General features: G+C 71.5%; 23 protein-coding genes. 4 read left to right on the plus strand and 19 right to left on the minus strand.

Annotation, left to right across the window (positions count from 1 at the left end):
- Window positions 1–18: 18 nt before the first annotated feature.
- Entirely contained in the window at window positions 19–1,497 is a 1,479-nt protein-coding gene (locus ACZ3OF_RS13815) for a glutamate-cysteine ligase family protein (RefSeq protein WP_361673176.1), read from the minus strand.
- 220 nt (window positions 1,498–1,717) lie between these two features.
- Here ACZ3OF_RS13815 and katG point away from each other — a divergent pair, with 220 nt between their 5' ends.
- Both katG and ACZ3OF_RS13825 read left to right on the plus strand, forming a co-directional pair.
- Window positions 1,718–3,907 carry a catalase/peroxidase HPI gene (gene katG / locus ACZ3OF_RS13820; RefSeq protein ID WP_467304637.1) on the plus strand — a complete coding sequence of 730 codons (2,190 nt, stop codon included), beginning with the start codon at window positions 1,718–1,720 and terminating at the stop codon, window positions 3,905–3,907.
- A gap of 223 nt (window positions 3,908–4,130) precedes the next feature.
- The gene (locus tag ACZ3OF_RS13825) at window positions 4,131–5,066 is read left to right on the plus strand and encodes a calcium-binding protein (protein ID WP_467304639.1); all 936 of its coding nucleotides are present in this window, start codon (window positions 4,131–4,133) and stop codon (window positions 5,064–5,066) included.
- Window positions 5,067–5,135: 69 nt separating this feature from the next.
- On the opposite strand, the gene ACZ3OF_RS13830 is transcribed toward ACZ3OF_RS13825, so the two are convergent.
- The 3 genes from ACZ3OF_RS13830 to ACZ3OF_RS13840 form a co-directional block, all read right to left on the minus strand.
- Complete coding sequence (locus ACZ3OF_RS13830; RefSeq protein ID WP_467304641.1) at window positions 5,136–5,681, minus strand: MOSC domain-containing protein; 546 nt, start codon at window positions 5,679–5,681, stop codon at window positions 5,136–5,138.
- A 120-nt stretch (window positions 5,682–5,801) separates the two neighbouring features.
- Window positions 5,802–6,299, minus strand: coding sequence for a pyridoxamine 5'-phosphate oxidase family protein (locus ACZ3OF_RS13835; RefSeq protein WP_361673343.1), 498 nt, complete (start codon window positions 6,297–6,299; stop codon window positions 5,802–5,804).
- Window positions 6,300–6,417: 118 nt separating this feature from the next.
- The gene (locus tag ACZ3OF_RS13840; RefSeq protein ID WP_361673170.1) at window positions 6,418–6,981 is read right to left on the minus strand and encodes a DUF7010 family protein; all 564 of its coding nucleotides are present in this window, start codon (window positions 6,979–6,981) and stop codon (window positions 6,418–6,420) included.
- Between the two features lie 338 nt (window positions 6,982–7,319).
- On the opposite strand from ACZ3OF_RS13840, the gene ACZ3OF_RS13845 reads away from it, so the two are divergent.
- Both ACZ3OF_RS13845 and ACZ3OF_RS13850 read left to right on the plus strand, forming a co-directional pair.
- Window positions 7,320–7,571 carry a DUF6400 family protein gene (locus tag ACZ3OF_RS13845; RefSeq protein ID WP_361673168.1) on the plus strand — a complete coding sequence of 84 codons (252 nt, stop codon included), beginning with the start codon at window positions 7,320–7,322 and terminating at the stop codon, window positions 7,569–7,571.
- On the plus strand, window positions 7,555–7,791 hold the full coding sequence (locus tag ACZ3OF_RS13850) for a hypothetical protein (protein ID WP_361673165.1): 237 nt from the start codon (window positions 7,555–7,557) through the stop codon (window positions 7,789–7,791). The genes ACZ3OF_RS13845 and ACZ3OF_RS13850 overlap by 17 nt, the downstream gene beginning before the upstream one ends.
- A 3-nt stretch (window positions 7,792–7,794) precedes the next feature.
- Here the strand turns inward: ACZ3OF_RS13850 and hypE are convergent, their stop codons facing one another.
- From hypE to ACZ3OF_RS13925, 15 genes are all read right to left on the minus strand, one after another.
- Entirely contained in the window at window positions 7,795–8,868 is a 1,074-nt protein-coding gene (gene hypE / locus ACZ3OF_RS13855; RefSeq protein ID WP_467304645.1) for a hydrogenase expression/formation protein HypE, read from the minus strand.
- A 4-nt stretch (window positions 8,869–8,872) separates the two neighbouring features.
- On the minus strand, window positions 8,873–10,012 hold the full coding sequence (gene hypD / locus ACZ3OF_RS13860; RefSeq protein WP_361673161.1) for a hydrogenase formation protein HypD: 1,140 nt from the start codon (window positions 10,010–10,012) through the stop codon (window positions 8,873–8,875).
- Complete coding sequence (locus ACZ3OF_RS13865) at window positions 10,009–10,329, minus strand: HypC/HybG/HupF family hydrogenase formation chaperone (RefSeq protein WP_361433718.1); 321 nt, start codon at window positions 10,327–10,329, stop codon at window positions 10,009–10,011. Before ACZ3OF_RS13865 ends, hypD begins: the two co-directional genes overlap by 4 nt.
- Before the next feature lie 25 nt (window positions 10,330–10,354).
- The gene (hypF, locus tag ACZ3OF_RS13870; RefSeq protein WP_467304648.1) at window positions 10,355–12,856 is read right to left on the minus strand and encodes a carbamoyltransferase HypF; all 2,502 of its coding nucleotides are present in this window, start codon (window positions 12,854–12,856) and stop codon (window positions 10,355–10,357) included.
- Complete coding sequence (hypB, locus tag ACZ3OF_RS13875; protein WP_361673156.1) at window positions 12,853–13,548, minus strand: hydrogenase nickel incorporation protein HypB; 696 nt, start codon at window positions 13,546–13,548, stop codon at window positions 12,853–12,855. Before hypB ends, hypF begins: the two co-directional genes overlap by 4 nt.
- A 2-nt stretch (window positions 13,549–13,550) precedes the next feature.
- Entirely contained in the window at window positions 13,551–13,946 is a 396-nt protein-coding gene (locus ACZ3OF_RS13880; RefSeq protein ID WP_361673153.1) for a hydrogenase maturation nickel metallochaperone HypA/HybF, read from the minus strand.
- A gap of 148 nt (window positions 13,947–14,094) precedes the next feature.
- Window positions 14,095–14,235: a DUF6893 family small protein gene (locus tag ACZ3OF_RS13885; protein WP_361673151.1), complete on the minus strand. Its 141-nt coding sequence runs from the start codon at window positions 14,233–14,235 to the stop codon at window positions 14,095–14,097.
- A complete protein-coding gene (locus ACZ3OF_RS13890) occupies window positions 14,232–14,777 on the minus strand; it encodes a hydrogenase maturation protease (RefSeq protein WP_361673149.1) in 546 nt (181 codons plus the stop codon). Before ACZ3OF_RS13890 ends, ACZ3OF_RS13885 begins: the two co-directional genes overlap by 4 nt.
- The gene (locus tag ACZ3OF_RS13895) at window positions 14,774–16,171 is read right to left on the minus strand and encodes a hypothetical protein (protein WP_467304652.1); all 1,398 of its coding nucleotides are present in this window, start codon (window positions 16,169–16,171) and stop codon (window positions 14,774–14,776) included. Before ACZ3OF_RS13895 ends, ACZ3OF_RS13890 begins: the two co-directional genes overlap by 4 nt.
- Window positions 16,168–16,806: a DUF6084 family protein gene (locus ACZ3OF_RS13900; RefSeq protein ID WP_467304654.1), complete on the minus strand. Its 639-nt coding sequence runs from the start codon at window positions 16,804–16,806 to the stop codon at window positions 16,168–16,170. Before ACZ3OF_RS13900 ends, ACZ3OF_RS13895 begins: the two co-directional genes overlap by 4 nt.
- A complete protein-coding gene (locus ACZ3OF_RS13905) occupies window positions 16,803–17,459 on the minus strand; it encodes a DUF5947 family protein (protein ID WP_361673143.1) in 657 nt (218 codons plus the stop codon). The genes ACZ3OF_RS13900 and ACZ3OF_RS13905 overlap by 4 nt, the downstream gene beginning before the upstream one ends.
- Entirely contained in the window at window positions 17,456–18,043 is a 588-nt protein-coding gene (locus tag ACZ3OF_RS13910; protein WP_361673141.1) for a hypothetical protein, read from the minus strand. The genes ACZ3OF_RS13905 and ACZ3OF_RS13910 overlap by 4 nt, the downstream gene beginning before the upstream one ends.
- Complete coding sequence (locus ACZ3OF_RS13915) at window positions 18,040–19,824, minus strand: nickel-dependent hydrogenase large subunit (protein WP_361433696.1); 1,785 nt, start codon at window positions 19,822–19,824, stop codon at window positions 18,040–18,042. The genes ACZ3OF_RS13910 and ACZ3OF_RS13915 overlap by 4 nt, the downstream gene beginning before the upstream one ends.
- Window positions 19,825–19,929: 105 nt before the next feature.
- Window positions 19,930–21,012 (minus strand): NADH-quinone oxidoreductase subunit B family protein, encoded by a 1,083-nt coding sequence (locus ACZ3OF_RS13920; protein ID WP_361673139.1) that lies wholly within the window; start codon window positions 21,010–21,012, stop codon window positions 19,930–19,932.
- Window positions 21,013–21,070: 58 nt separating this feature from the next.
- A complete protein-coding gene (locus ACZ3OF_RS13925; protein WP_361673137.1) occupies window positions 21,071–22,804 on the minus strand; it encodes a hydrogenase maturation protein in 1,734 nt (577 codons plus the stop codon).
- Between the last annotated feature and the right edge of the window lie 196 nt (window positions 22,805–23,000).

Genomic DNA, 23,000 nt, shown 5'->3' on the forward strand with positions numbered 1-23,000 from the left:
GAGGTCTTCGGGCGGGCATCACTCGACCGGCCAGGTGTGCGCCGGAGCGTTCAGATGCATGTACTCGATGTACTGCTGGGTCATCCGCCGCAGCGCCTGGTGGCGGTCGGCGTGGGAGATGTCCTGGATGTGATGGAACATCTCGGACTGCCACACCGCGCCGTTACGGCCCGTGACGCAGCGCTGTTCGATGATTCCCAGGAGTGGCTCCCGCCAGGCAGCGTCCATGCCGAGCCGCTCGAGGCCGCGGTCCGCCAGCGGCAGCAGCCGCCGCAGGACCAGCTCGGTCGCCGGCACCTCGCCCATGCCGGGCCAGTACAGCTGCGCGTCGATGCCGTGCCTGGCCGCGGCGTGGAGGTTGTCCTCGGCCGCGACGAACGACATCCGCGACCAGACGGGCCGGTCCTCGTCGACGAGAGCGCGGACGAGCCCGTAGTAGAAGGCGCCGTTCGACAGCACGTCGGCCACCGTGGGACCGGCGGGCAGGACCCGGTTCTCCACCCGCAGATGCGGTACGCCGTCGACGACGGCGTAGACGGGGCGGTTCCAGCGGTAGACCGTCCCGTTGTGCAGGGTGAGCTCGCCCAGTCCCGGGATCCCGCCGTGGTCGAGCCTCTCCTGCGGGTCCTCGTCGTCGCAGAGCGGCAGCAGGGCCGGAAAGTACCGCGTGTTCTCCTCGAAGAGGTCGAAGACGGAGGTGATCCACCGCTCGCCGAACCAGACCCGGGGCCGTACGCCCTGCACCTTGATCTCGTCCGGCCGGGTGTCGGTGGCCTGCTCGAAGAGCGGGATGCGTGTCTCGCACCACAGCTCCTTGGAGAACAGGAACGGGGAGTTCGCCGCGAGGGCCACCTGCACACCGGCGATGGCCTGCGCGGCGTTCCAGTAGTCCGCGAACTCGTCCGGCGAGACCTGGAGGTGGAACTGCGTGCTGGTGCACGCCGCCTCGGGCGTGATCGTCTCCGCGTAGGTCCGCAGTCTCTCCACCCCGTCCACCGCGATCAGCAGGTCTTCGCCCCGCGCGGAGAAGATCTGCTCGTTCAGCAGGTGGTACCGCGGATTCTCGGACAGCGAGTCCGGGCCCGCGTCGGTCAGCTCCAGCGTCGGCAGAATGCCGATCATGACGAGATGGGCGCCGATCGCCGCGGCCTTCTCCTCGGCGTGATTGAGCGCGTCGCGGATTTCCTGCTCCCAGGAGTCGGGACCGCCCGCGGTGAGCCGCCGCGGCTCCACGTTGATCTCCAGATTGAACCGGCCCAGCTCGGTCGACCAGGAGGGATCCGCGATCGCCTCCAGAACGTCCGTGCTGCGCATGGCGGGCTCGGCGCTTCCGTCCACGAGATTCAGTTCGATTTCGAGACCGACCTGCGGCCGTTCGAAATCGAACCGCGACTCCCGCAGCATCCGCGCGAACACGTCGAGGCACGAGTGCATCTTGTTCCGGAACCGGCGACGGTCTTCACGGGTGAACTCCAGCGCCGGGACATCACGTCCCATTCGGCCCTCCCGAGTCTCGTCGGCACGGGCCCCCACCTACCTATCAGCGTCCCACTCCCGGGGCGGCCCAACCACCGAAGGCGCGATCCGCCCCCACGACGCCGCTTTTCTCGCGTGCCTCGCCCGGGGTGCTCTGCGTGTTCCCGTGCGGTGCGGTCCCCCGTGCGCGACCATACGGACGCCACCCGCAGGAAATGACGAGACAGGAAGAAGGACGGACGTGTCCGGCAGCGAAAGCGAAAACCCGGTAATCGACTCCCCCACCCCTACGCCGGATCGCCCCAGGACGAACCGGGACTGGTGGCCGAATCAGCTCGACCTTCAGGTCCTCCACACGCACTCGCCCCAGTCCAATCCGATGGACGAGGATTTCGACTACGCGAAGGAATTCGCGACCCTCGACGTCGAGGCACTGAAGCGGGACGTCTTCGACGTGATGACGACGTCGCAGGACTGGTGGCCCGCCGACTACGGCCACTACGGGCCGCTCTTCATCCGGATGAGCTGGCACGCGGCGGGCACGTACCGCATCGAGGACGGCCGGGGTGGTGGCGGCTCCGGCGCTCAGCGTTTCGCCCCGCTCAACAGCTGGCCGGACAACGCGAGCCTGGACAAGGCGCGCCGTCTGCTCTGGCCGGTGAAGAAGAAGTACGGCCGGAAGATCTCCTGGGCCGACCTTCTGGTCTTCGCCGGTAACTGCGCCATGGAGTCGATGGGGTTCAAGACGTTCGGCTTCGGCTTCGGACGCGAGGACATCTGGGAGCCGGAGGAGATCTTCTGGGGGCCCGAGGACACCTGGCTCGGCGATCAGCGCTACAGCGGCGACCGGGAACTGACCGGTCCGTTCGGCGCCGTGCAGATGGGCCTGATCTACGTCAACCCGGAGGGGCCCAACGGCAATCCGGATCCGATCGCGGCGGCTCGCGACATCCGCGAGACGTTCGGACGCATGGCGATGAACGACGAGGAGACGGCCGCGCTCATCATCGGCGGCCACACGTTCGGCAAGTGCCATGGCGCGGTCGACCCCGCGTACGTCGGTCCCGAGCCCGAGGCCGCCCCCATCGAGCAGCAGGGCATCGGCTGGCGGAACACGGCCGGCACGGGCAAGGGAGCCGACACCCTCACCAGTGGCCTGGAGGGCGCCTGGACCTCGAACCCGACGCGGTGGGACAACGGGTACCTGGACAACCTGTTCGGGTACGAGTGGGAGCTGACGACGAGCCCGGCCGGCGCCCAGCAGTGGACGCCGAAGGATCCCGCGGCGCAGGGCACGGTGCCCGACGCCCACGACCGGTCGAAGAGCCACGCTCCGATGATGCTGACGACGGACCTCTCGCTGAAGATGGATCCGGTCTACGCGCCGATCGCGAAGCGCTTCCACGAGAACCCCGATCTGCTCGCGGAGGCGTTCGCCAAGGCGTGGTACAAGCTGCTGCACCGTGACATGGGACCCGTCTCGCGCTACCTCGGCCCGTGGATTCCCGAGCCGCAGCTGTGGCAGGACCCCGTGCCCGAGGTCGACCACGAGCTCGTCGGCGACGCGGACATCGCCGACCTCAAGCGCCGGATCCTCGGCACGGGGCTCTCCGTCTCCCAACTGGCGGCGGCCGCTTGGGCGTCGGCGGCGAGCTTCCGCGGCACCGACAAGCGCGGCGGGGCGAACGGGGCGCGGCTCCGGCTCGCGCCGCAGAAGGACTGGGAGGTCAACGACCTGCCCGAGATCGCCGAGGTGGTGCGCACCCTCGAGCAGGTCCAGCAGGACTTCAACGGCTCGCAGTCCGGCGGGAAGAAGATCTCGCTGGCCGACCTGATCGTGCTGGGCGGCTGCGCGGCCGTGGAACAGGCCGCGAAGAACGCCGGGCACGACGTGACGGTCCCGTTCGCGCCGGGACGCACGGACGCCTCGCAGGAGCAGACGGACGTGGAGTCGTTCGCCCTGCTCGAGCCGAAGGCGGACGGGTTCCGCAACTACCTGCGGGCGGGCGAGAAGTTGTCGCCGGAGACCCTCCTGCTGGACCGCGCCAACATGCTGACGCTGACCGCTCCGGAGATGACGGTGCTGACGGGCGGCATGCGGGCTCTGAACACCGGCTTCCAGGGGTCGGCGCACGGTGTGTTCACCGACAGGCCGGAGGCTCTGACGAACGACTTCTTCGTCAATCTGCTCGACATGGACACGGAGTGGAAGCCGTCGACCTCGACGGAGAACGTGTTCGAGGGGCGGGACCGTGCCACGGGGGACGCCAAGTGGACCGCCACCGCCGTCGACCTCGTCTTCGGTTCGCACTCCCAGCTCCGGGCGATCGCGGAGGTGTACGCCGCCGAGGACGCGGGCGAGAAGTTCGTACGTGACTTCGTGGCGGCGTGGGACAAGGTGATGAACCTCGACCGGTTCGAGCTCGCCTGAGTCCGACGGATCCCGATGTCCCGGTCTGCCGCGCACGGCGGCGGACCGGGACATCGCCATGCGCACCGGACCTGATGAAATTCCGATCGGATGAAAACATCGCAGGCTCCGCGACGCGCACCCCGGTTGCTGGCAGGCATCACGCGCGGTGATCGCTCTCCGTGACGACGATCACGCTCGGTGACCTCTCTCGCCGATCCCTCCCGCAGCCGAAGGAGCCCACTTGCCCGGGGACCGAAGAACCACCACCTACCGCCGCCGCGCCCTGGCCGCTCTCTGTGCCCCCGCGATGGCCACCGCCCTCCTCGGCCTCTGCGCCCTGCCCGCCGTCGCCGCGGCACCCACCTGCTGCGACGCCACGGCCACGACCACCACGGGGACCCCCGGCGACGACGTGATCATCGGGACGGCAGGCCGCGATGTGATCGACAGCGGGGGCGGCAACGACCCGATCTGCGGGATGGGTGGCAGCGACACCCTGATCGGCGGGGTGGGCGAGGACCAGCTCTCCGGAGGCGCGGGCGACGACCAGCTCGACGGCGGCGTCGGCGACGACTCGCTGGTCGGCGACGACTGGGCCCTGACCGGCGACGTCACCGGCCCCACGGGCCGCGACCGGCTCTCCGGAGGCGCCGGCCTCGACTCCCTGACCGGCGACCACGTCGCCGTACAGGGCACCCCGCGGGGCGCCTCCACCGACCTGCTCTCCGGCGGGGACGACGAGGCGCTCCTGGGCAATGTGAGCGGCGCGGGCGGTGACGGCGTCATCGACCTCGGCGAGGACGGCGGCGTCGGAGCGAACGGCGACCACACGACGTTCTTCGGCCGGGCGGCCGGCTCCGGGAACGACCGCATCACCGGCGGCTCCGCGAACGAGGAGCTCATCATCGGGGACAGCGCCTTCGGCGACCCCACGGGCTCCACCGCGGGCAACGACGTGATCGACGGGCGCGGCGGCAACGACCGCATCGTCGGCGACACCTTCAACAGCCAGGGCGGCTCGGCCGGCACCGCGGGCGGCACCGACGTCATCAACGGCGGCACGGGCGACGACAATCTCCGGGGCGGCCCGGCCAACGACGCCCTCAACGGCGGCGCGGGCACGGACGACTGCGACGGCGAGGGCGGCACGGACGCGGAAATCGGCTGCGAGGTCTGACCGGCACGGCGAACGAACGGTGGGACCCGCCCGACCGACCGGGCACCACCGCGCCGGGCTTCAGCCCGCCTAGACGCGCTCCAGGGGGCGGTGAGGGGCGGGCGGGAGTTCGACCTCTACGGGGTCGTGCGGGCGGACCCGGCCGCCGTGGCGGACCACGGCCATGATGCCGGACTTGAAGGTGAACTCGCCCGAGTCGGGGTCCAGGGCGAAGACTTCGGCGAGCAGGCCCTTGCGGAAGTCGTTGATCTTCGCGCACGGGTTGCGCAGGCCCGTCACCTCGACCACGGCCTCGTCTCCTAGGTGGAGCAGGGCGCCGGTGGGGAGACCCAGGAGGTCCACGCCGCGCGTGGTGATGTTCTCACCGAGCTGACCGGCCGAGACCTCGAAGCCCTTGAGCGCCAGCTCGTCGAAGAGTTCCTCGTGCATCAGGTGGACCTGGCGCAGGTTGGGCAGGTCCGGCTCGTAGGTCATGCGGAACTGATGCCGGATCGTCTCACCCGCATGCACATCGCCCTCGACCCCGAGCCCGGCGAGCAGCGTGACGACCTCCCGATTCGGCTTGCTGAACGCGTACGTCCCGTTGCGACTCACCGCCGTGACCCGACCGGCCATCGCCCACCCCCACCTGTTCTCCGCTCCGCCACCGCCGGCAGATCCTACTCAGGAAGCCGCCCGACTCGGACGGTCCATACCGGTCTCCACCCACCGGCTACGGAATCTCGGCATGGAGCGTCACGCGCGTCGGCGTTCCTCGCGCTGCCGCACCAGTTCCTCGACCGCCGTGGGCAGCGTCGTCTCGAAGTCGATCAGCTTCGCCCATGTCGGGGTCACGACGATCCGGACCATGCCGTCGTACAGCGATCGGACCTCGGTCTCCCATACGGTCCGCTGCTCGGGCGTCATCTCGTAGGTGCCGTTCGTCTGGAGGAACTCGTCCGGGATTCCCTCCACGACGTCCAGCTCGGCCCGGCCGCGGAGCAGCAGGATCTTCGGCGGGTGCGCCTCGGTGTCGATCGTCAGGGCGACCGAAGGGTTGCGGCGGAGGGCCGGGAGCTTCGGGGCGTTCTTCGGTGTGCACATCACGACTTCCGTGCCGTTCCACGTGAAGCCGATCGGGACGACCCGGGGCGCGTCGTCCTTGCCCACGTACGCCAGCCGGGTCAGGTCGCGGGCCAGGAGCTCCTGGCTGAGCGGACGGTTCAGGACCTCGGCGATCTCGCTCGGCTGCACGGTCGGAGCCACCCTTCCCTGGGTCGTCGCCTCGACAGGCACCGACCGCCCACGCTGCCCTGCCGGCGGCCCGTACGACGCGAACACGGCCGCGGATTGCGCCGAACGGGCCTGGGCGTCAGCCGCGCAGCGCTACGTGGAAGGACGAGGCCCACAGGACGGCCGCCGCTCCCAGGCCCACCACCGTACGGATCGTCTCCGCGGTGGCTCCGGCCGCGAGGACGGCGAGCCCCACCACCGACACCACCGTCAGGAAGATCGCGGTCCACTTGTACTGGTCCTGGTCGAAGAGCCGGGCCAGCGGGAAGAAGTGCAGCCCCACGACGAGGCAGATGCCGACCGGGATGAATTCCGGGTGGCCCGACGCGTTCGACGCGGCGATCACCGCGAAGATCGCCACCAGCTCGGCCATGTTGACGAGGCCGACCCCTCTGTTCCACTTCTCCGGCAACCGCACCGGTCGCGTCACGGGACCCGCCGCGCCCCGGAAGGCGAGGACCACCGCGCCGGCCGTCACGCAGGCCGCGACGACGCCGATCGCTACCGACACCGGCGCCGCCGCGATCCCCGAGCCGCCCGCGAGGGCCCAGACCAGGGCGAAGACGGCGAGGACGATCGCGCCTCGGCGGCGCAGATTGCGTGTGAGGGCAAGACACTCGGCGTCGGCGGTTTCCGTAGTCATGGCGCGGACACTACAACGATGATCCGACCGTTTCGGCAGCTTTTCGACAGGGAGTGCTCGACGGCCTGATCACTTCAGCCCGCCTGACCGGTTTCGCATGAGATGCGCCACAGCGTTCGACAGCGTGGAGAGCCACCACCAGCGGCCTCCCGGGCCGCGCACCCCTTCATTCGCACCGTTCCGGGGCCTGCGTCGACCGATTCCCGCGCCGTACGCGCACTCCGCTCGCATCTCACCGGGCAAGCCCGCCCTTCCGCACCCTCCGCCCCCTCTGATACACGTGGCGGAACCTGTTCGATTTCGGATCTCCGCCGAAAGCACCATCGAAAGCATCCGCCATGAACCAGGGCTCCGATCCCGACCACGTCACCTTCACCATCGACCTCACCATCGAGGAGGCCCGCCGCCGGGCCGAGGTCGTGGCGGCTCTGGGGCCCGACTGGGACCCGGTGGCCGTACTACGGGAGGAGGAGGCGGCGCACGCCCTGCTCTACTCCGGCCTGGACGAAGAGCAGCAGCGGATCCACACCATGCTCGTGGCGGCGGGTGTGCTGCCGGGACAGGAGCCGGGCCGTGCGGCTTCCCATTGATCCCCACGCCGACCGGGCCCGCCGCGCCTGGGTCGCCTGCCCGGGGTGCGACGACGCCCGTGACTGTGCGACCTGCACGGAGCGCCGCAACTGTGCCGAGCACTGGCGGTACCTGATCTCCAACAAGGGGCCTCGGGTCCATCTGCAGTGCCCGAACTGCACCCACACCTGGACCCTCGACACCTCACGCCACCGCGGCCGGGACGGCGCGCGGGGCTGACCCTCAGCAGATCCGCGGCAGCTGCTCCCCGAGCGGCATGTCCACCACACGCGTACCACCGAGGCCGGTACGGGCCACCACCATGCCCGGATGCGCCTCGACGGCCTCCCCGATCACGGCCGCCCCGGCGCCCAGCGGGTGCGCGCGCATCGCGGCCAGTACGGCGTCGGCGTGCTCACGCGGGACGAAGGCCACCAGCTTGCCCTCGTTCGCCACGTACATCGGGTCGAGACCGAGCACCGCGCAGGCGCTCGCCACGGGGGCCGGTACGGGGACGGCCCGCTCCTGGACGACGACGCCGGTGCCCGACGCGGCCGCGATCTCGTTGAGCGAGGCGGCGAGCCCGCCACGCGTGGGGTCACGCAGCACGTGCAGCTCCGGCGTGACGGCGAGCATCGCCTCGACCAGGCCGCCGAGCGCGGCGCAGTCGCTCTCGATCTCGACCCCGAACTCCAGGCCCTCGCGCACGCTCATGATCGCCACGCCGTGGACGCCGATGGGGCCGCTGACGATCACCACGTCGCCGGGTACGACACGCTGCGGCCGCAGGTCGACCCCGGCAGCGATCAGGCCGATGCCGGAGGTGTTGATGTAGATGCCGTCGCCGTGGCCGGCCTCCACCACCTTGGTGTCACCCGTGACCACCTCCACGCCCGCCGCACGCGCCGCCGCCCCGAGCGCCTGAGCCACGCGGGTCACGACGTCGGTCTCCACCCCTTCCTCCAGGATGAAGCCGCAGGACAGGTAGGCCGCGCGGGCCCCGCTCATGGCGAGGTCGTTCACCGTGCCGTTGACGGCCAGGTCGCCGATGCTGCCCCCGGGGAAGAACAGCGGGCGCACCACGAAGGAGTCGGTGGAGAACGCCAGCCGGGCGCCTCCGAGTTCGACGGTCGCGGCGTCGGTGGTGACCGAGAGGGCGGGTCCGCCGAAGGCGGGCGCGAAGATCTGATCGACCAGTTCGGCGGAGAGCGCGCCGCCCCCGCCGTGGCCCATCAGCACACGCGGCTGGTCCCGCAGCGGCGCCGGGCACGTCCAGGCGAGCATGTCGGGCGCCTCGTCCCGAGCGGTCTCGCGCATCAGCTCAGACAACGGAACTGCCTTCCAGGGTCGGGGACTTCTGCGCCGGGGTGCCGAGGTCGAGCCGCCGGTAGAGGTAGTACGCGGCGCACGCCCCCTCGCTCGAGACCATGGTGGCGCCCAACGGGGAACGGGGAGTGCAGGTCGTACCGAACGCCTCGCACTCGTGGGGCTTGAGCAGCCCCTGCAGCACTTCGCCGCTACGGCACTCGGCCGGCTCGCGTGTGGTGATCCCCTCGACGGAGAACCGGTGCTCGGCGTCGTACGCGCGGTACCGCTCCGAGAGCCGCCAACCGCTGTCGGGGATGACCCCGATCCCGCGCCACGCACGGTCCGTGACCTCGAAGACGTCGTCCAGCATCGCCCGCGCGGCCGGGTTGCCCTCCGGCAGCACGGCACGCGGATAGGCGTTCTCGACGGTGTGCTCCCCGCGCTCCAGCTGGAGGACGGTGCGCCGTACGCCTTCGAGGATGTCCAGCGGTTCGAACCCGGTGACGACGATCGGCACCCGGTGGCGCTCGGCGAGTTCCGGGTACTCCGCCGTGCCCATCACACTGCACACGTGCCCCGCCGCGAGGAATCCCTGGACGCGGCAGTCCGGGGAGTTCATGATCGCCTCGATCGCCGGGGGCACCCGGACGTGGGAGACCAGCAGGCTGAAGTTACGGATGCCCAGCTTGCGCGCCTGATGGACCGTCATCGCGTTCGGCGGCGCCGTCGTCTCGAACCCGATGCCGAAGAAGACCACTTCGTGGTCCGGGTTCTGCTCGGCGATCCGCAGCGCGTCCAGCGGCGAGTACACGACCCGGACGTCGCCGCCCTGCCCGCGGACCTGGAACAGGTCGCGGTCGCTGCCGGGTACCCGCAGCATGTCCCCGAAGGAGCAGAAGATCACGCCGGGGCGGGACGCGATCTCCAGCGCCTTGTCGATCACCTCGAGCGGCGTCACGCACACAGGGCAGCCCGGACCGTGGATCAACTCCACCTCAGGAGGAAGCAGTTGGTCGATACCGTGCCGGATGATGGTGTGGGTCTGACCGCCGCAGACCTCCATCAGCGCCCAGGGCCGCGTCACCGTCGCGCAGATCTCGTCGAGCAGCCGCCGGGCGAGCTCGGGGTCCTGGAACTCGTCGATGTACTTCACTGCCGCACCTCTCCGGCCACGCCCTCGTGCGCCGGCCGCTCGTCCACCATCGCTCCGGCGGCCGACTCCCACGGGTCGCCGAACTCCTCCTGGAGCATGCCGAGGGTCTCGAACAGCTCCAGCGTCCTCCTGGCCGACTCCTCGTCCAGACGCTGCAGGGCGAATCCCACATGGACGATGGCGTACTCACCGGGCTTCAGGTCCGGCAGGTACTCCAGGCACACCTCCTTGACCACGCCTCCGAAGTCGACCGTGGCCATCCGGGTGCCGTCCCGGTCCTCGACGTCCAACACTTTTCCGGGTACCGCCAGGCACATGGGTGTCTCCTCACTGTCGCTCTCGTCATGGCGTGCCGGGGACGGCCGCTGGTTGGTCCGTGGCGCGGGCGGCCACGACGAGCTGGCCGAGGGCCAGACCGCCGTCGTTGGGCGGGATCCGCCGATGGCGCAGCACGGTGAAGCCGTCCTCCCGCAGCCCACGGGCACACGCGGAGGAGAGCACGGTGTTCGCGAACACTCCCCCGGTCAATGCGACCGTCTCCACGCCGGTCTCGCTCCGGGCGGCTGCGCAGACCGTACGGACCAGGCGCGCCACGGCACGGTGGAACCGCGCCGCGACGACGGCGGCCGGGGTGCCGCCGAGCACGTCCTCGACCACCGCGCCGAGCAGGGGCGCGGGGTCGGCGGTCAGCGGGGCACCGGCCCGCCGCGAGCCCAGCCGGAAGACATAGCGTCCGTCCTCCGCCACGGCCGGTTCGCGCAGTGCCGCGGCCTCCAGCTCGATCGCGGCCTGCGCCTCGTATCCGGCGTGGTGGCAGATCCCCGCGAGGGAGGAGACCGCGTCGAAGAGGCGCCCCATGCTGGACGTGAGCACGCAGTTCAGTCCGCGGGTCAACTGCTTTGCGAGTACGGGGAGTTCTCCGACCGGGCAGGCGCGGGTGCACGGCAGCCCGGGCTCGGCGGCCAGACCGGCGGCCCGCAGATGGGCCAGGGCCATGCGGTAGGGCCGCCGAACGGCCGCGTCCCCGCCGGGCAGGGGTACGTAGGCCAGGTGCGCGAACCGGGAGAACCCGGCGTAGTCCGCCACCAGGAACTCGCCGCCCCACACGGCGCCGTCGAGACCGTAGCCGGTGCCGTCGAAGGCCACCCCGATCACGGGCCGCGTACCGTCGACGCCGTTCTCGGCCATCGCCGCCGCGACATGCGCGTGGTGGTGCTGCACCGGTACGACGGGGCGCCCCGCGGCATGGCTCCGCGCCCAGCGGGTGGACCGGTAGGCGGGGTGACGGTCCGCGGCGAGCAGCCCGGGGCGTACGCCGGTGACGGACTCCAACTGCCGCTCGGCGGAGGCGAGGGCGAGCTGTGTGGCCAGGTCGTCCATGTCGCCGATGTGGGCGGAGAGCCATGCCTGGCGTCCCTCGCCGAGGCAGAACGTGTTCTTCAGGTCTCCTCCCACGGCGAGGGCGGGGGCGACCTCGACGGGCAGCGTGACCGGCAGCGGGGCGTACCCCCGGGAGCGGCGCAGCGTCAGCTGCTCGCCGTCGCAGACACGGACGACGGAGTCGTCGCAGGGCACATGGATGGGGCGGTCGTGCAGCAGCCAGGCGTCCGCGAGACCGGCGAGCCGGGTCAGAGCCTCCGCGTCGTCGGTGACGATGGGCTCGCCCGAGAGGTTGCCGCTGGTCATGACCAGCAGCCGGGGCCCCTCCCGGTCCGGTGCGCCGAGGCCGAGGAGCAGGTGGTGCACGGGGGTGTACGGGAGCATGAAGCCGAGGTCCGGGCTGCCCGGTGCCACCGCCTTCGCCGGGGCGGCACCGTGGCGCGGCCGGGCGTCGTGACGGCGCCGCAGCAGGACGACGGGGCGAACGCTGCCCACGAGCAGCTCACGTTCGAGCGGGCCGAGGTGGACGAGGGGCTCGATGTCGGCGAGGTCCGCCGCCATCATCGCGAACGGTTTGTCGCCGCGCGCCTTGCGGCGGCGCAGTTCGGCCACCGCGTCGGCGTTGGTGGCGTCGCAGGCCAGGTGGTAGCCCCCGAGGCCCTTCACGGCGAGGATCGCGCCCGCCGCGAGCATCCGCCGCGCGGCGACGACGGGGTCATCGTCGGCCTCGGCACCGGAGTCGAGATCGGTACGGGAATCGGTACGGGACTCCGTACGGGAATCGGCGCACGTACGGGACCCGGCGGCCGTACGCGACTCGGCGCCGACCCCGTCCTCGCCGCCATCGCCCCGTGCCGTGACCAGCCTCAGCCGGGGGCCGCAGGCGGGGCAGGCCACGGGCTGGGCGTGGAAGCGCCGGTCCGCCGGGTCTCCGTACTCCCGGGCGCAGTCCGGACACATCGGGAAGCCGGCCATGGTCGTGTGGACCCGGTCGTAGGGCAGACCGGTGACGATGGTGAACCGGGGGCCGCAGTGGGTGCACGTGACGAACGGGTGGAGATACCGCCGGTCGGCCGGGTCCGCGAGCTCCGCGAGGCAGTCGGCGCAGGTGGCTGTGTCCGGCGGGACGAGCGTGCGGACGGCGCCGCCCTGCCGGGAGGGCACGATCGTGAAGCCGCTGCCTCCGCTCGCGGCCAGCTCTGCCGCCTCGACGGATTCCACCCGTGCCAGCGGCGGCGCGTCGGGCGCGAGGCGCGCGCAGAACGCCGCCACGTCCGCGGGGTCGCCCTCGACCTCCGCGACGACGCCGTCGGCCGTGTTCGTCACATGGCCGGACAGGCGGAGCCCCGTGGCGAGGGCGTAGACGTACGGCCGGAACCCGACGCCCTGCACGACACCGCGGACGACCACCCGGCTGCGCCGCGGGGCCGTGTCGGGTGCGGTGACGGGCCGCGCGGTGGTCACGCGCCGGCCTGGGCCATCACCGGGGTGTGGACGCGGTTCCCCCCGGCCGCCGCGAGGGCCCGGTCGAGGAGGGCGCCGGCGCCCCGGCCGTCGCGCACGGAGCTGAGGACGACCTCGACACCGGGGTTGACCTGCTCGACGTTCCGGCGGAAGGCCGCCTCGTCGAACTCCGCGGCGTCGGCCATGTCGGTCTTGGTGACGATCACCAGCTGCGCGAGGCCGAACGCCGTCGGGTACTTGAGCGGTTTGTCCTCGCCCTCGGTGACGGAGGCGAGCACCACCCGGAGGGACTCGCCCAGGTCGTAGCCGGCGGGGCAGACGAGGTTGCCGACGTTCTCGACGAACAGCAGCCTGGTGGATTCGGGCAGCCAGTCGTGCAGGTGCCGGGCGACCATGTCGGCCTCCAGATGGCAGAGGCCGTCCGTGAGCACCTGCTTCACGGGGACGCCCGAGCGGGCCAGGCGTCGGGCGTCGTTCTCGGTCGCCAGGTCGGCGGTGAGCGCGGCGGCGCTGACGCCCCGCTCCCCGGCGAGGCGCAGTTCGCGCTCCAGGAGCGCGGTCTTACCGCTGCCGGGGCTGGAGAGCAGGTTGACGACGGTGGTGCCGCGGGCGGTGAGTTCGGTGCGCAGGATCTGTGCCGCGGCCTCGTTCTTGGCGAGTACGGCGCGCTGGAGATCGACGGCTCGGCACATGCTCAGCTCTCCTCGGTGATCGGTTGGCGGCGTCGTTCGCCGGCCGCCTCGGGGTCGGCCCAGCGGACTTCCCTGATCTGGAGTTCGCGGCCGGAGACGAGTTCTTCGGCCGCGACGCCGCAGCCGGGACAGAGCAGCCGCGGTGGCATGCCGACCGCCCAGTCCTCGTCGCACGGTGCGCAGCGCGCCGTGCCCGGGACGGTACGGGTGATCAGCTCGGCGCCCTCGACGACGGTTCCCGCGCAGGCGAGTTCGAAGCAGAAGGCGAGGGCGTCGCCGACGACGCCGGCCAGTTCGCCCACGTCCAGGCGGATGCTGCTGACACCGACGGCGCCGCGGGACCGCGCCGCCGCCTCGACCTGGTCGACGACGGCGACCGCCACGGACATCTCGTGCATCGGTCTCCGTCCTGGGCGCGGGGGTGTCTCTCGGGCGCCATTAGAGGACGGGCGGGCAGCGACGGCCGCCCGGCGCGCCGGGATCGTACGGCGGTGTCGTCCGTTCGGTGCAGCCGCCGCCCGAACCGCGACGGCATCCCGCGTTGCGTCACATCCTGCTGATGCGCAGGTAGCGCCGGATGTCGGGGAGGACCGCCACCGCGACGGCCAGGGCGGCCAGGGCGGCGGTGACGGCGGCTGCGGTGCCGGCGACGTTCTTGGTCATGGTGCTCTCCGTTTCGGTGTTCATACGACGGCTTCCTGGCGGACCAGGTCGGTCACCGTGCGCACCGCCTCGGGCACCGCGGCGGCGACCTGCGGGCTGAGACCGATGCCTTCGTCGAGGCAGGCCGGTTCGCACCCGACGACGAAGATCCGCCGTGGTGGCGCGGCCCCGGTCCCCGCGCACAGGGTGTCGAGCAGGGCGAGGACGGCGTCGGGTGTCATCCGGTGGCCGTCGAGGGGTGCGGGCTCCTGACCGGAGGTCCGCTCGGCGGCCGCCGAGGCGTCGATCAGGTACAGCGTCCCGGGTTCGCCGCCGCGCGCGGTGACGTCGATCAGGACGAGGGTGTCCCAGCCGTCGAGAAGCTGGTACGCGAGGTGGACGCCGCGGACTCCGACGTCGGCGACCTCGACGTGAGCGGGCAGCTCCTCCCGGGTGAGCCGCCGCACGGTCTCGACCCCGAAGCCGTCGTCGCCGAGGAAGATGTTCCCGACCCCGGCCACCAGGGTGCGGGCCGTCGGGGCCGCAGGGGCGCCGGCGGCATCCGGTCCGGGCGCGGGGCCGTTCACGCGTCCCCCGCCACTTCGACCTCGTCCGGCTGGAAGTAGAGGTACCGGCCCTGTTCGCGGCGGATGTCGGCGCCCGGATCGTCCTCCACGGTCACGGCGATGTGCACCCCGCCGTCGACGTCGTGCAGGACCGCCTCGACCAGCGCGGCGCGCCCGTCGAGGAACAGGTCCTGGGCGTCGCTGCGGCGCAGGCCGGGGCGCAGGACGACTCTGCTGCCCGCGCGGACGGCGTGGCCGTCGACGAGGACGTGGTCGCGCCCCGGATCGACGCCGGTGTCGCCGCCCGGGTCCCACCAGGGGGTGTCCGGTTCGAGGATGTCGCGGGCCGGTTCCTTCGGTCCGGTGACGCTCTGGAGGCTGCGTACCGCTCCGTGCAGGCGCTCGAGCACCTCGGGCGGCATGGTGTCCGCCAGGTCGATCACGGCCGCGGCGCGGGCGTCGGTCCCCCGGGCCTCGCGCTTCTCCTCGTCGGTGAGGGCGGCGGTGCGCAGGGCGAGAATCTCGTCGATCTCGGTGGCGTCGTAGAGGGCCCCGGGGCTCTCGGGCGCGATGGCCGGGTGGTCGTCGAGGATGATCGGTGACGACAGCATCAGGTCGTCGCGCCCCGGTTCCCCGGCCAGGACGGGCCACGTGTGCAGGTTGCGGCAGGTGGCGACGGCTCCCTTGGCCCATTCCGGCGGGTCGGTCATCGACAGGAACGACCCGCCGTCGAGGCGGAGCAGCGTGTGCGTGGCGACCAGGGAGTACGGCAGCGCCGCATGGCGGTCCCCGCCCGGCTCGGCGGTCCAGGTGCTGGTGTTCTCCACCGTGACCGAGAGCCTCTGGACGCGGTACGGGCCGTCGAGTTCGGTCGCCGAGATCCGCAGGTTGCCGCTGATCTCCTCACGTCGGCGGACGAGCCGGCCGAGGACGCGTCCGTCGGCGTCGGTGACGTCCTCCGTCTCCTCGGCGGCGGGGCGGGTGAACGGCAGGGTGGTGCCGTCGCCCGCCAGTTCGCCGACGGGGACGACGAGGGCGACCCGCTCCTCCACGCCTTCGTCCCAGGCCACCAGGACCCGGTCGGGCAGGCTCAGTTCGGTCGTCGGGGCGAAGGTGCCGTCCGTACGGAGTTCTTCGACGGTCCGCCGTTGGGCGCGCAGGAAGCGGACCTCCACGGCGAGTTCGGCACCGGTCCTGGGCTCGATCAGGCACTCGGTGTGCTGGAAGTCGTGCTCCTCGGCGGCGGCGCTCCAGGACGGCGGCACGAGGACCCCGAACTGCCAGCGGAGCCGGTTCTTCGCGGCGGACGCGCGGTACGGGTAGAGCACGTACCCCTCGAAGAGGACGGCGTCGGCGACGTGCCGGGCGACGGCGAACCGCGCCTCGGTGCCGGGGGTGAAGGCGACCGTGGTCATCGTGTCCTCTCCCCCGCCGCATCGAGCAGGGTCTCGACGGTGGCCTGCCAGGACGGGAGGGCCTTCCGCGACCGGTAGGCGAGCAGGGCGTCCATCGTGTCGGCGGGCAGCCGGAGCCATCCGCAGCCCGGGAAGTGCTGGTCGATCATTTCCCGCCAGACCTTCACGGGCATCCGGTGGGAGATCTCCCTGTCCCAGGGCACGGGTTCCACGTGGAAGCCCCCGGCACCGGTGAACGCGGTGCCGGAGAAGAGCAGGAGCAGCGGCACGTCGCCGCCGGAGAGCGCCCGGAAATAGCGGGACGCGGCGATGTCGGTGTCGTAGGTGCACGGCACGACGAGATCGGTCTCGATCTCGTCGGTGAAGCCGGGCACCATGACGGAGACCTGGGCGAACTGGACCGGGTTGAGGCTGCTGCCCCACCTTGAGCGTTCGCCGAACAGGTCACCGAGGGCCTCCGCCTCGGCGTCGTCGTAACCGCGCCGGGCTGGCTCGATACGGATCTGGCAGCGCAGCGCGAGGGCGTGGACCCGCGTTCCGCCGGAGGCGGTGACGCGCAGCCGGAACACAAGGGTCGGGCCCGCCGCGTAGGGGTCGGCGCGGACGTCGGTGCAGCTGAAGGAGAACTCGGTCACGACCGGCTCCCCTGCGGCTCGCGCGCCCGGCCGCGTACGTGGGTGAAGAGGGCGTCGAGGTCGGCGCGCGCCTCCGCGCCTCCGTCGAAGCCCTGCCAGAGCAGTCTCATGCGGCCCACCAGTTCGTAACAGAGGTCGATGGGCACGAGGAAGCACTCGGTGCGGCCCTCGTGGCGGCGCAGCAGCAGAGCCTCCACGTCGGGTTCGAGGAGGGCGGCGAGCCGGGTGGCGTCGAGGACGGACCGCCAGGAGGCCTCCTCCAGTTCGCTCTCGGTGGCACCTGCGGGGCTCGGGTAGAGCGCCACGGGCCGGTCGAGCGCGGAGTTGCGGAAGAAGAAGGCGACCGAGACCGGGATCCGCAGCGACTCCCACGCCTGGTCGTCGATCCGGTGCCCCGGGTCGCCGAGGAAGCGGCCGGGGACCGCCCGGAAGCGGCCCTGGGAGCCGCCGGAGCGGTCCATGAGCTGCGCGCACGGGCCGCAGGCGCAGGCCAGGGCCCGCTTGTCGATGTCCACCAGGTGCCGGTGGCGCTCGTCGGCCAGTCGGGCCCCGCACAGTTCGCAGCGTTCCTCGCGCGGTGCACGTGGGGTCGTGAACCGGCGCAGGCCCGTGGGCTGCGGAGGCCGCGCCGTACCGTTCGGGAAGCCGTTCACGAGACGGCGGCCGATCGGCGGCCGTCCGCGCCGGCGAGCGGCGGACGGGTGCCGATCTGGAGCAGCGCCGGCTCGCGTGGAGCGGCGGGCTCCAGCGCGACGTCGGTCACCTCGGGGGCGAAGCACGCGAGGGCGTCCACGGCCGCCTGGCGGACGGACTCCTGCGTACTCGGGCAGCCGCAGCCGGAGGACGAGGCGGTGGCCCGGAGCCGCAACACCCCGCTCGCCGCGTCGAATCCGGCGTTCTCCACGGGCTGCGCCAGCGCGGACAGGGCCCGGTCGATGCGGGTCGGCACGTCCTCGGGGTGCAGTCCGTGCAGCGTGAGGAGGCTCGCGACGAGTTCGTCCCCGAGCAGCGGGCCCAGCGGGTCAGCGGGCTGTCCGCCCGCCGCGTCGCCGGAGGGACGGGTGGCGGGGCGGCCGAGGAGGTCGACGACGCGGGCGAGGCCGCTTCCGTAGAACTCCATGAGGACGCGTACGACTTCCTCGGCCGCCGCGCAGGCCTCGGCGTCCCCGTTCTCCGCCAGTCGGTCGAGGACCTCCTCGACCCGTCGGCCCGCCTGCTCGGCGGTGGTCGCGCTCATCCGGCGAGACCGCTCAGGCCGGTGGGGACGTGCATCTGCTTCACGGTCCTGCCATTGCCCGTGTACATGTGGACGCCGCACGGCAGGCAGGGGTCGAAGCTGCGCACGGCGCGCATGATGTCGATGCCCTTGAAGTTCTCCGGGGTGTTCTCCTCGAAGATCGGCGTGTTCTGCACGGCGTCCTCGTACGGCCCGGGGGTCCCGAACGTGTCCCGTGTGGAGGCGTTCCACGGCGTGGGCGGGTACGGGTGGTAGTTGGCGATCTTGCCGTCGCGGATGACCATGTGGTGCGAGAGGACACCGCGGACGGCCTCGGTGAAGCCGACACCGATGGACTCGTCGGGGACCTCGAACTTCTCCCAGGTCTGGGTGCGTCCGGCGCGGACCTCCTCCAGGCCCTTCTCGGCGCAGTGCAGGGCGACGGCCGCCGCGTACGCCTGGAAGTACGTCCGGGCGCGGTTGCGCTCCAGGGCGTTGCTCCACTGGGGGATCTTCCACTCGAAGGTGGTCTCCGGCTTGGTCATCGTGCGGGGGAGGTTGATGACGACGCTGTGTCCGGTGGCCTTGACGTAGCCGATGTCGACGAGGCCGGACAGAGCGGTGGACCACAGACGCGCGATGGGGCCGCCGCCGGTGTCCAGGGCCAGGTGGTCCTTGCCGTCGAACCACCGCGGGGACATGACCCAGCTGTACTTGTCGTCGAAGTTCCGCTTCTGCGGCGCCGGGATGGTGTGCTGGTTCCACGGGTGGCGCGGGTCGACCGGGTTGCCCAGCGGGTCGTGGGTGACGAACTGCTCCTGCCCCTGCCAGTCCTCGTAGTACGAGCTGCCGAGCAGGATGCGGATGCCGAGGTTGATCTCGGTGAGGTCGTTGGTCACCAGCTTGCCGTCGACGACGACGCCCGGGGTGACGAACATCTTCCGTCCCCAGTCGGTCATGTTGGCGTAGGTGAAGTCGCAGTGCTCGGGGTCGTTGAGCGCACCCCAGCAGCCGAGCAGCACGCGCCGGCGGCCGACTTCCTCGTACCCGGGCAGGGCCTCGTAGAAGAAGTCGAAGAGGTCGTCGTGGAGCGGGACGACGCGCTTCATGAACTCCACGTAGCGCATGAGCCGGCTCATGTAGTCGGTGAACAGCTGGACCGACGCGATGGTGCCGACGCCTCCGGGGTAGAGCGTGGAGGGGTGGACGTGGCGCCCTTCCATCAGGCAGAACATCTCCCGGGTGTAGCGGCTGACTTGCAGCGCCTCCCGGTAGAACTCGCCTTCGAGGGGGTTGAGCGAGCGCATGATGTCGGCGATCGTGCGGTAGCCGTGCTCGCCGGCGTGCGGGGCCTCGGTGCGCTCGGCGAGCTCCAGGACCCCGGGGTTGGTCTCGCGGACCATCTTCTCGCAGTAGTCGACCCCGACCAGGTTCTCCTGGAAGATGTTGTGGTCGAACATGTACTCCGCGGACTCGCCGAGGTTGATGATCCACTCACCCAGGTGCGGGGGCTTCACTCCGTACGCCATGTTCTGCGCGTACACGGAACAGGTGGCGTGGTTGTCACCGCAGATGCCGCAGATGCGGCTGGTGATGAAGTGCGCGTCGCGGGGGTCCTTGCCCCGCATGAAGACGCTGTAGCCGCGGAAGACTGAGGACGTGCTGTAGCACTCCGCGACGCGCTTCTGCTTGAAATCGATCTTGGTGTGGATGCCGAGGCTGCCCACGATCCGGGTGATGGGGTCCCACGCCATCTCCACCAGTCCGGAGCCGTCACCCGTCGTCTTCGCCGGAGATGCCATGGTTGTTGTGGTGCCCTTCGTGAGCTCTTCGACTTCGCGAACAGCGGTTTGGATGGGGGGTCTGGCGGGTTACGGACGCCGCAGCCGGAGGCGATGACGCGACGTTCACCAGGGCGGCCGGTAGCCGGTGGTGACCCGCTCGCCGGTGTGCCGCCACTTCGGCTCCTTGTCCACGGTCCTGGCCGTGATGGTCCGCAGGCGACGGATGACGGAGCCGTACACGCCGCTGGCGGAGACGGAGACCCTGGCGCCGGGAGGTTCGTCCATGAACGGCATGAACTTGTCCGGGAAGCCGGGCATCGTGCACGCGATGCAGATGCCACCGACGTTCGGGCAGCCGCCGATACCGTTCATCCAGCCACGCTTGGGGACGTTGCACTTGACGACCGGTCCCCAACAGCCCAGCTTGACCAGGCACTTGGGCGAGTCGTACGTCGTGGCGAACTGGCCCTGCTCGTAGTAGCCGGCCCGGTCGCACCCCTCGTGCACGGTCGCCCCGAACAGCCAGGTGGGGCGGAGCTTGTCGTCCAGCGGGATCATGGGCGCGGAGCCGACCGCCTGATAGAGCAGGTACGTCAGCGTCTCGGCGAAGTTGTCGGGCTGGATGGGACAGCCGGGCACGCACACGATCGGGATGCCCGCGTGGGACTTCCAGTCCCATCCCAGGTAGTCCGGCACGCCCATCGCTCCGGTCGGGTTCCCCGCCATGGCGTGGATGCCGCCGTACGTGGCGCAGGTGCCGATGGCGACGACCGCGAGGGCCTTGGGGGCCAGCCGGTCGATCCACTCGCTCGTGGTGATGGGCTGACCGGTCTCCGGGTTGTCGCCGAAGCCGCACCAGTAGCCCTCCTGCTTGATGGCCTCGTTCGGGATCGAGCCCTCGACGACCAGGACGAACGGGTCGATCTCGCCCCGCTCACCCTTGAAGAACCACTCGATGAACGTGTCGGCGCCGCCCACCGGGCCGCACTCGAAGTCGATCAGTGGCCAGTGGACCGCGATCCTGGGCAGGCCCGGCAGCCCGGCGAGGGCGATCTCCTCGATGCTGGGCTGCATGGCGGCGGTCAGGGCCACGGAGTCGCCGTCACAGCTCAGACCCGCGTTGATCCAGAGGATGTGGATCGGCTTCTCTTCGCTGCCGGGGGCGGCGCCCTGGTCCTCGACCGGTGCCGGCGTTGCTGCGCTCATGAGTCGCGCCTCCTGAGGAGGGATGGGGCAAAGACCCGATTTCGGGCCCAGGTCTTTGTTAACAGTCGACCGGTCCGGCCGCGCCCGCACCTGGGCCGTCCGGGGAACGCGCGCCGTGGACCTCTTTTCGGACGAAGGCGCGGCGCAGTCGGTGGTAGGCCGCGGCGGGGTCGTCGAAGATTTCCCGCATCCTGGCGAGCTCCTGTTCGCGGTGGGCGGCAAGGGGAGTGACGGACTCCCGACGCTCGTGCTCGGCCTTCTTCGCGGCGATGCGCGGCTGCACGCCGCCACGGGACGCCAGGTGAGCGGCCAATCGGGTGATCTCACCGTCGAAGTCCGCGGGTCCGCAGTCGACGACCCGGTCGACCAGGCCCATGGCGAGCGAGGCGGCCGCGGAGACGGGCCGGGCCTCTTCGGTGAGCCGTGCCGCCAGGGCCGCGCCCACCTTGCGGGGCAGGGTGTACGTCCAGTACTCCGACCCGTACAGGCCCATGCGCCGGTAGTGCGGATTGAGTACCGAACCCGACCGGCACCAGACCTCGTCGGCGGCGAGGGCGAGCATCACCCCGCCGGCGGCCGCGTTGCCGCCGATCGCGCTGACGACGAGCCGGTCGGTCGTGGTCAGGACCGCCTCGACCAGGTCGTTCATGGCGTTGATGTTGGCCCAGGACTCGGCGGCCGGGTCGGCCGCGGCCTCGATGACGTTGAGATGGATGCCGTTGGAGAAGAAGTCGCGCTGCCCGCCGAGCACGAGCACGGACGTGGGACGCGTGCGGGCGGCCTCGTAGGCGTCGAGCAGGCGGCGGCACTGGTCGGTGCTCATCGCGCCGCCGGGGAAGGCGAAGGACAGGACCCCGACCGGTCCCTGCTCCCGGTACCGGATGTCGCACCAGGTCCGCCCGCCCCTCGGTGCCGGCTGTGCGGGGAGTTCGGCGGGCGCGGGCAGTTCGGGAAGCGCGGGCAGTTCGGGCAGCTTCGGGAGCCGGCCGGAGAGGGCCAGGACGGCGGGGAGCTTGCAGGCACGCGGCCGGCCGGGACCCGTACGGGCACGGAGTTCGGGGATCCACACCGCGCCGTCCGCCGTGGCGCGGCAGACGGCGCCCGCCCGGGTGGCGAGCAGCTCGCCGGGCCGGCCGCGCAGGCCGTCCTCGGCGTGGCCCCCGTGCAGGAACCATTCGGCTCCGAGCAGGTGGTCGCGGACTCCGGGCTGCGAGTCGGCGGCCCGCAGGATGCGCAGCACGGTCTCCGTCGAGTCGTCGGCCCAGGAGATCGCACGCTGTTCCTGACGGAGCGTGGGACGGGCGTGGATCGCGCCGGTCTGCGGCTGCGGTGTGGCCCCGGCGGCGACCCGCTCGACGGCGAGGAGCACGGCGGTCACGGCGGCGTCGGACAGCTCGTTGCGGTACAGATCGCTCTTGCCGACCTCGGGGACCCGGAAGGAGACGGACGCCCAGACGTCACCGGCGTCCATCTCCTCCTCGGCCTGGAGGACGGTCACGCCCCACTCGGCGACGCCTTCCTGGATCGCCCGGTCGAGCGACGACGGCCCCCGGTCACCGACCGGCCCCGGGTGCACGATCAGACAACGGTGCGCACCCCACACGTCCCTGGGCACGACGGCCTTCAGCATGGGGGCGACGATCAGGTCGGGCGCGTGGCGCGCGACGGCGTCGCGCATGGCGGGCCCGTCGGGCGTGACCTCAACGGGAACGGTGTGCCCGCGGTCGCGCAGCTCGACCAGAACGCGCTGGGTGAGGCTGTTGAAGCTGCCGGCGATGAGCAGAATGCGCATGGCGTCCCTTCCGGGTTGCGGTGGACGGTACGGCCCCGGGGACGCGGGTCGACCGACCGCCAGCGATCATCGAGCACCACGGGCGGCGGAGACGGACGACGGAGCCCGCACCTCACCCGTACGAGGGGCGCGTCCGACCGATTGGCGGGGCGCGCGCGTCGGCGGCCGGACCGGGCGTCGGATGCGCCGCTGTTTG

It is taken from the genome of Streptomyces sp. NPDC022552 (assembly GCF_055561875.1).

Excerpts from the sequence above, each read along its gene's own strand:
- ACZ3OF_RS13815 (WP_361673176.1), bottom strand. The coding sequence starts at position 1,497 with ATGGGACGTGATGTCCCGGCGCTGGAGTTCACCCGTGAAGACCGTCGC.
- ACZ3OF_RS13830 (WP_467304641.1), bottom strand. The coding sequence starts at position 5,681 with ATGGCCGGTCGGGTCACGGCGGTGAGTCGCAACGGGACGTACGCGTTC.
- ACZ3OF_RS13840 (WP_361673170.1), bottom strand. The coding sequence starts at position 6,981 with ATGACTACGGAAACCGCCGACGCCGAGTGTCTTGCCCTCACACGCAAT.
- ACZ3OF_RS13845 (WP_361673168.1), top strand. The coding sequence starts at position 7,320 with ATGAACCAGGGCTCCGATCCCGACCACGTCACCTTCACCATCGACCTC.
- hypE (WP_467304645.1), bottom strand. The coding sequence starts at position 8,868 with ATGCGCGAGACCGCTCGGGACGAGGCGCCCGACATGCTCGCCTGGACG.
- ACZ3OF_RS13865 (WP_361433718.1), bottom strand. The coding sequence starts at position 10,329 with ATGTGCCTGGCGGTACCCGGAAAAGTGTTGGACGTCGAGGACCGGGAC.
- hypB (WP_361673156.1), bottom strand. The coding sequence starts at position 13,548 with ATGTGCCGAGCCGTCGATCTCCAGCGCGCCGTACTCGCCAAGAACGAG.
- ACZ3OF_RS13880 (WP_361673153.1), bottom strand. The coding sequence starts at position 13,946 with ATGCACGAGATGTCCGTGGCGGTCGCCGTCGTCGACCAGGTCGAGGCG.
- ACZ3OF_RS13885 (WP_361673151.1), bottom strand. The coding sequence starts at position 14,235 with ATGAACACCGAAACGGAGAGCACCATGACCAAGAACGTCGCCGGCACC.
- ACZ3OF_RS13895 (WP_467304652.1), bottom strand. The coding sequence starts at position 16,171 with ATGACCACGGTCGCCTTCACCCCCGGCACCGAGGCGCGGTTCGCCGTC.
- ACZ3OF_RS13910 (WP_361673141.1), bottom strand. The coding sequence starts at position 18,043 with ATGAGCGCGACCACCGCCGAGCAGGCGGGCCGACGGGTCGAGGAGGTC.
- ACZ3OF_RS13915 (WP_361433696.1), bottom strand. The coding sequence starts at position 19,824 with ATGGCATCTCCGGCGAAGACGACGGGTGACGGCTCCGGACTGGTGGAG.
- ACZ3OF_RS13920 (WP_361673139.1), bottom strand. The coding sequence starts at position 21,012 with ATGAGCGCAGCAACGCCGGCACCGGTCGAGGACCAGGGCGCCGCCCCC.
- ACZ3OF_RS13925 (WP_361673137.1), bottom strand. The coding sequence starts at position 22,804 with ATGCGCATTCTGCTCATCGCCGGCAGCTTCAACAGCCTCACCCAGCGC.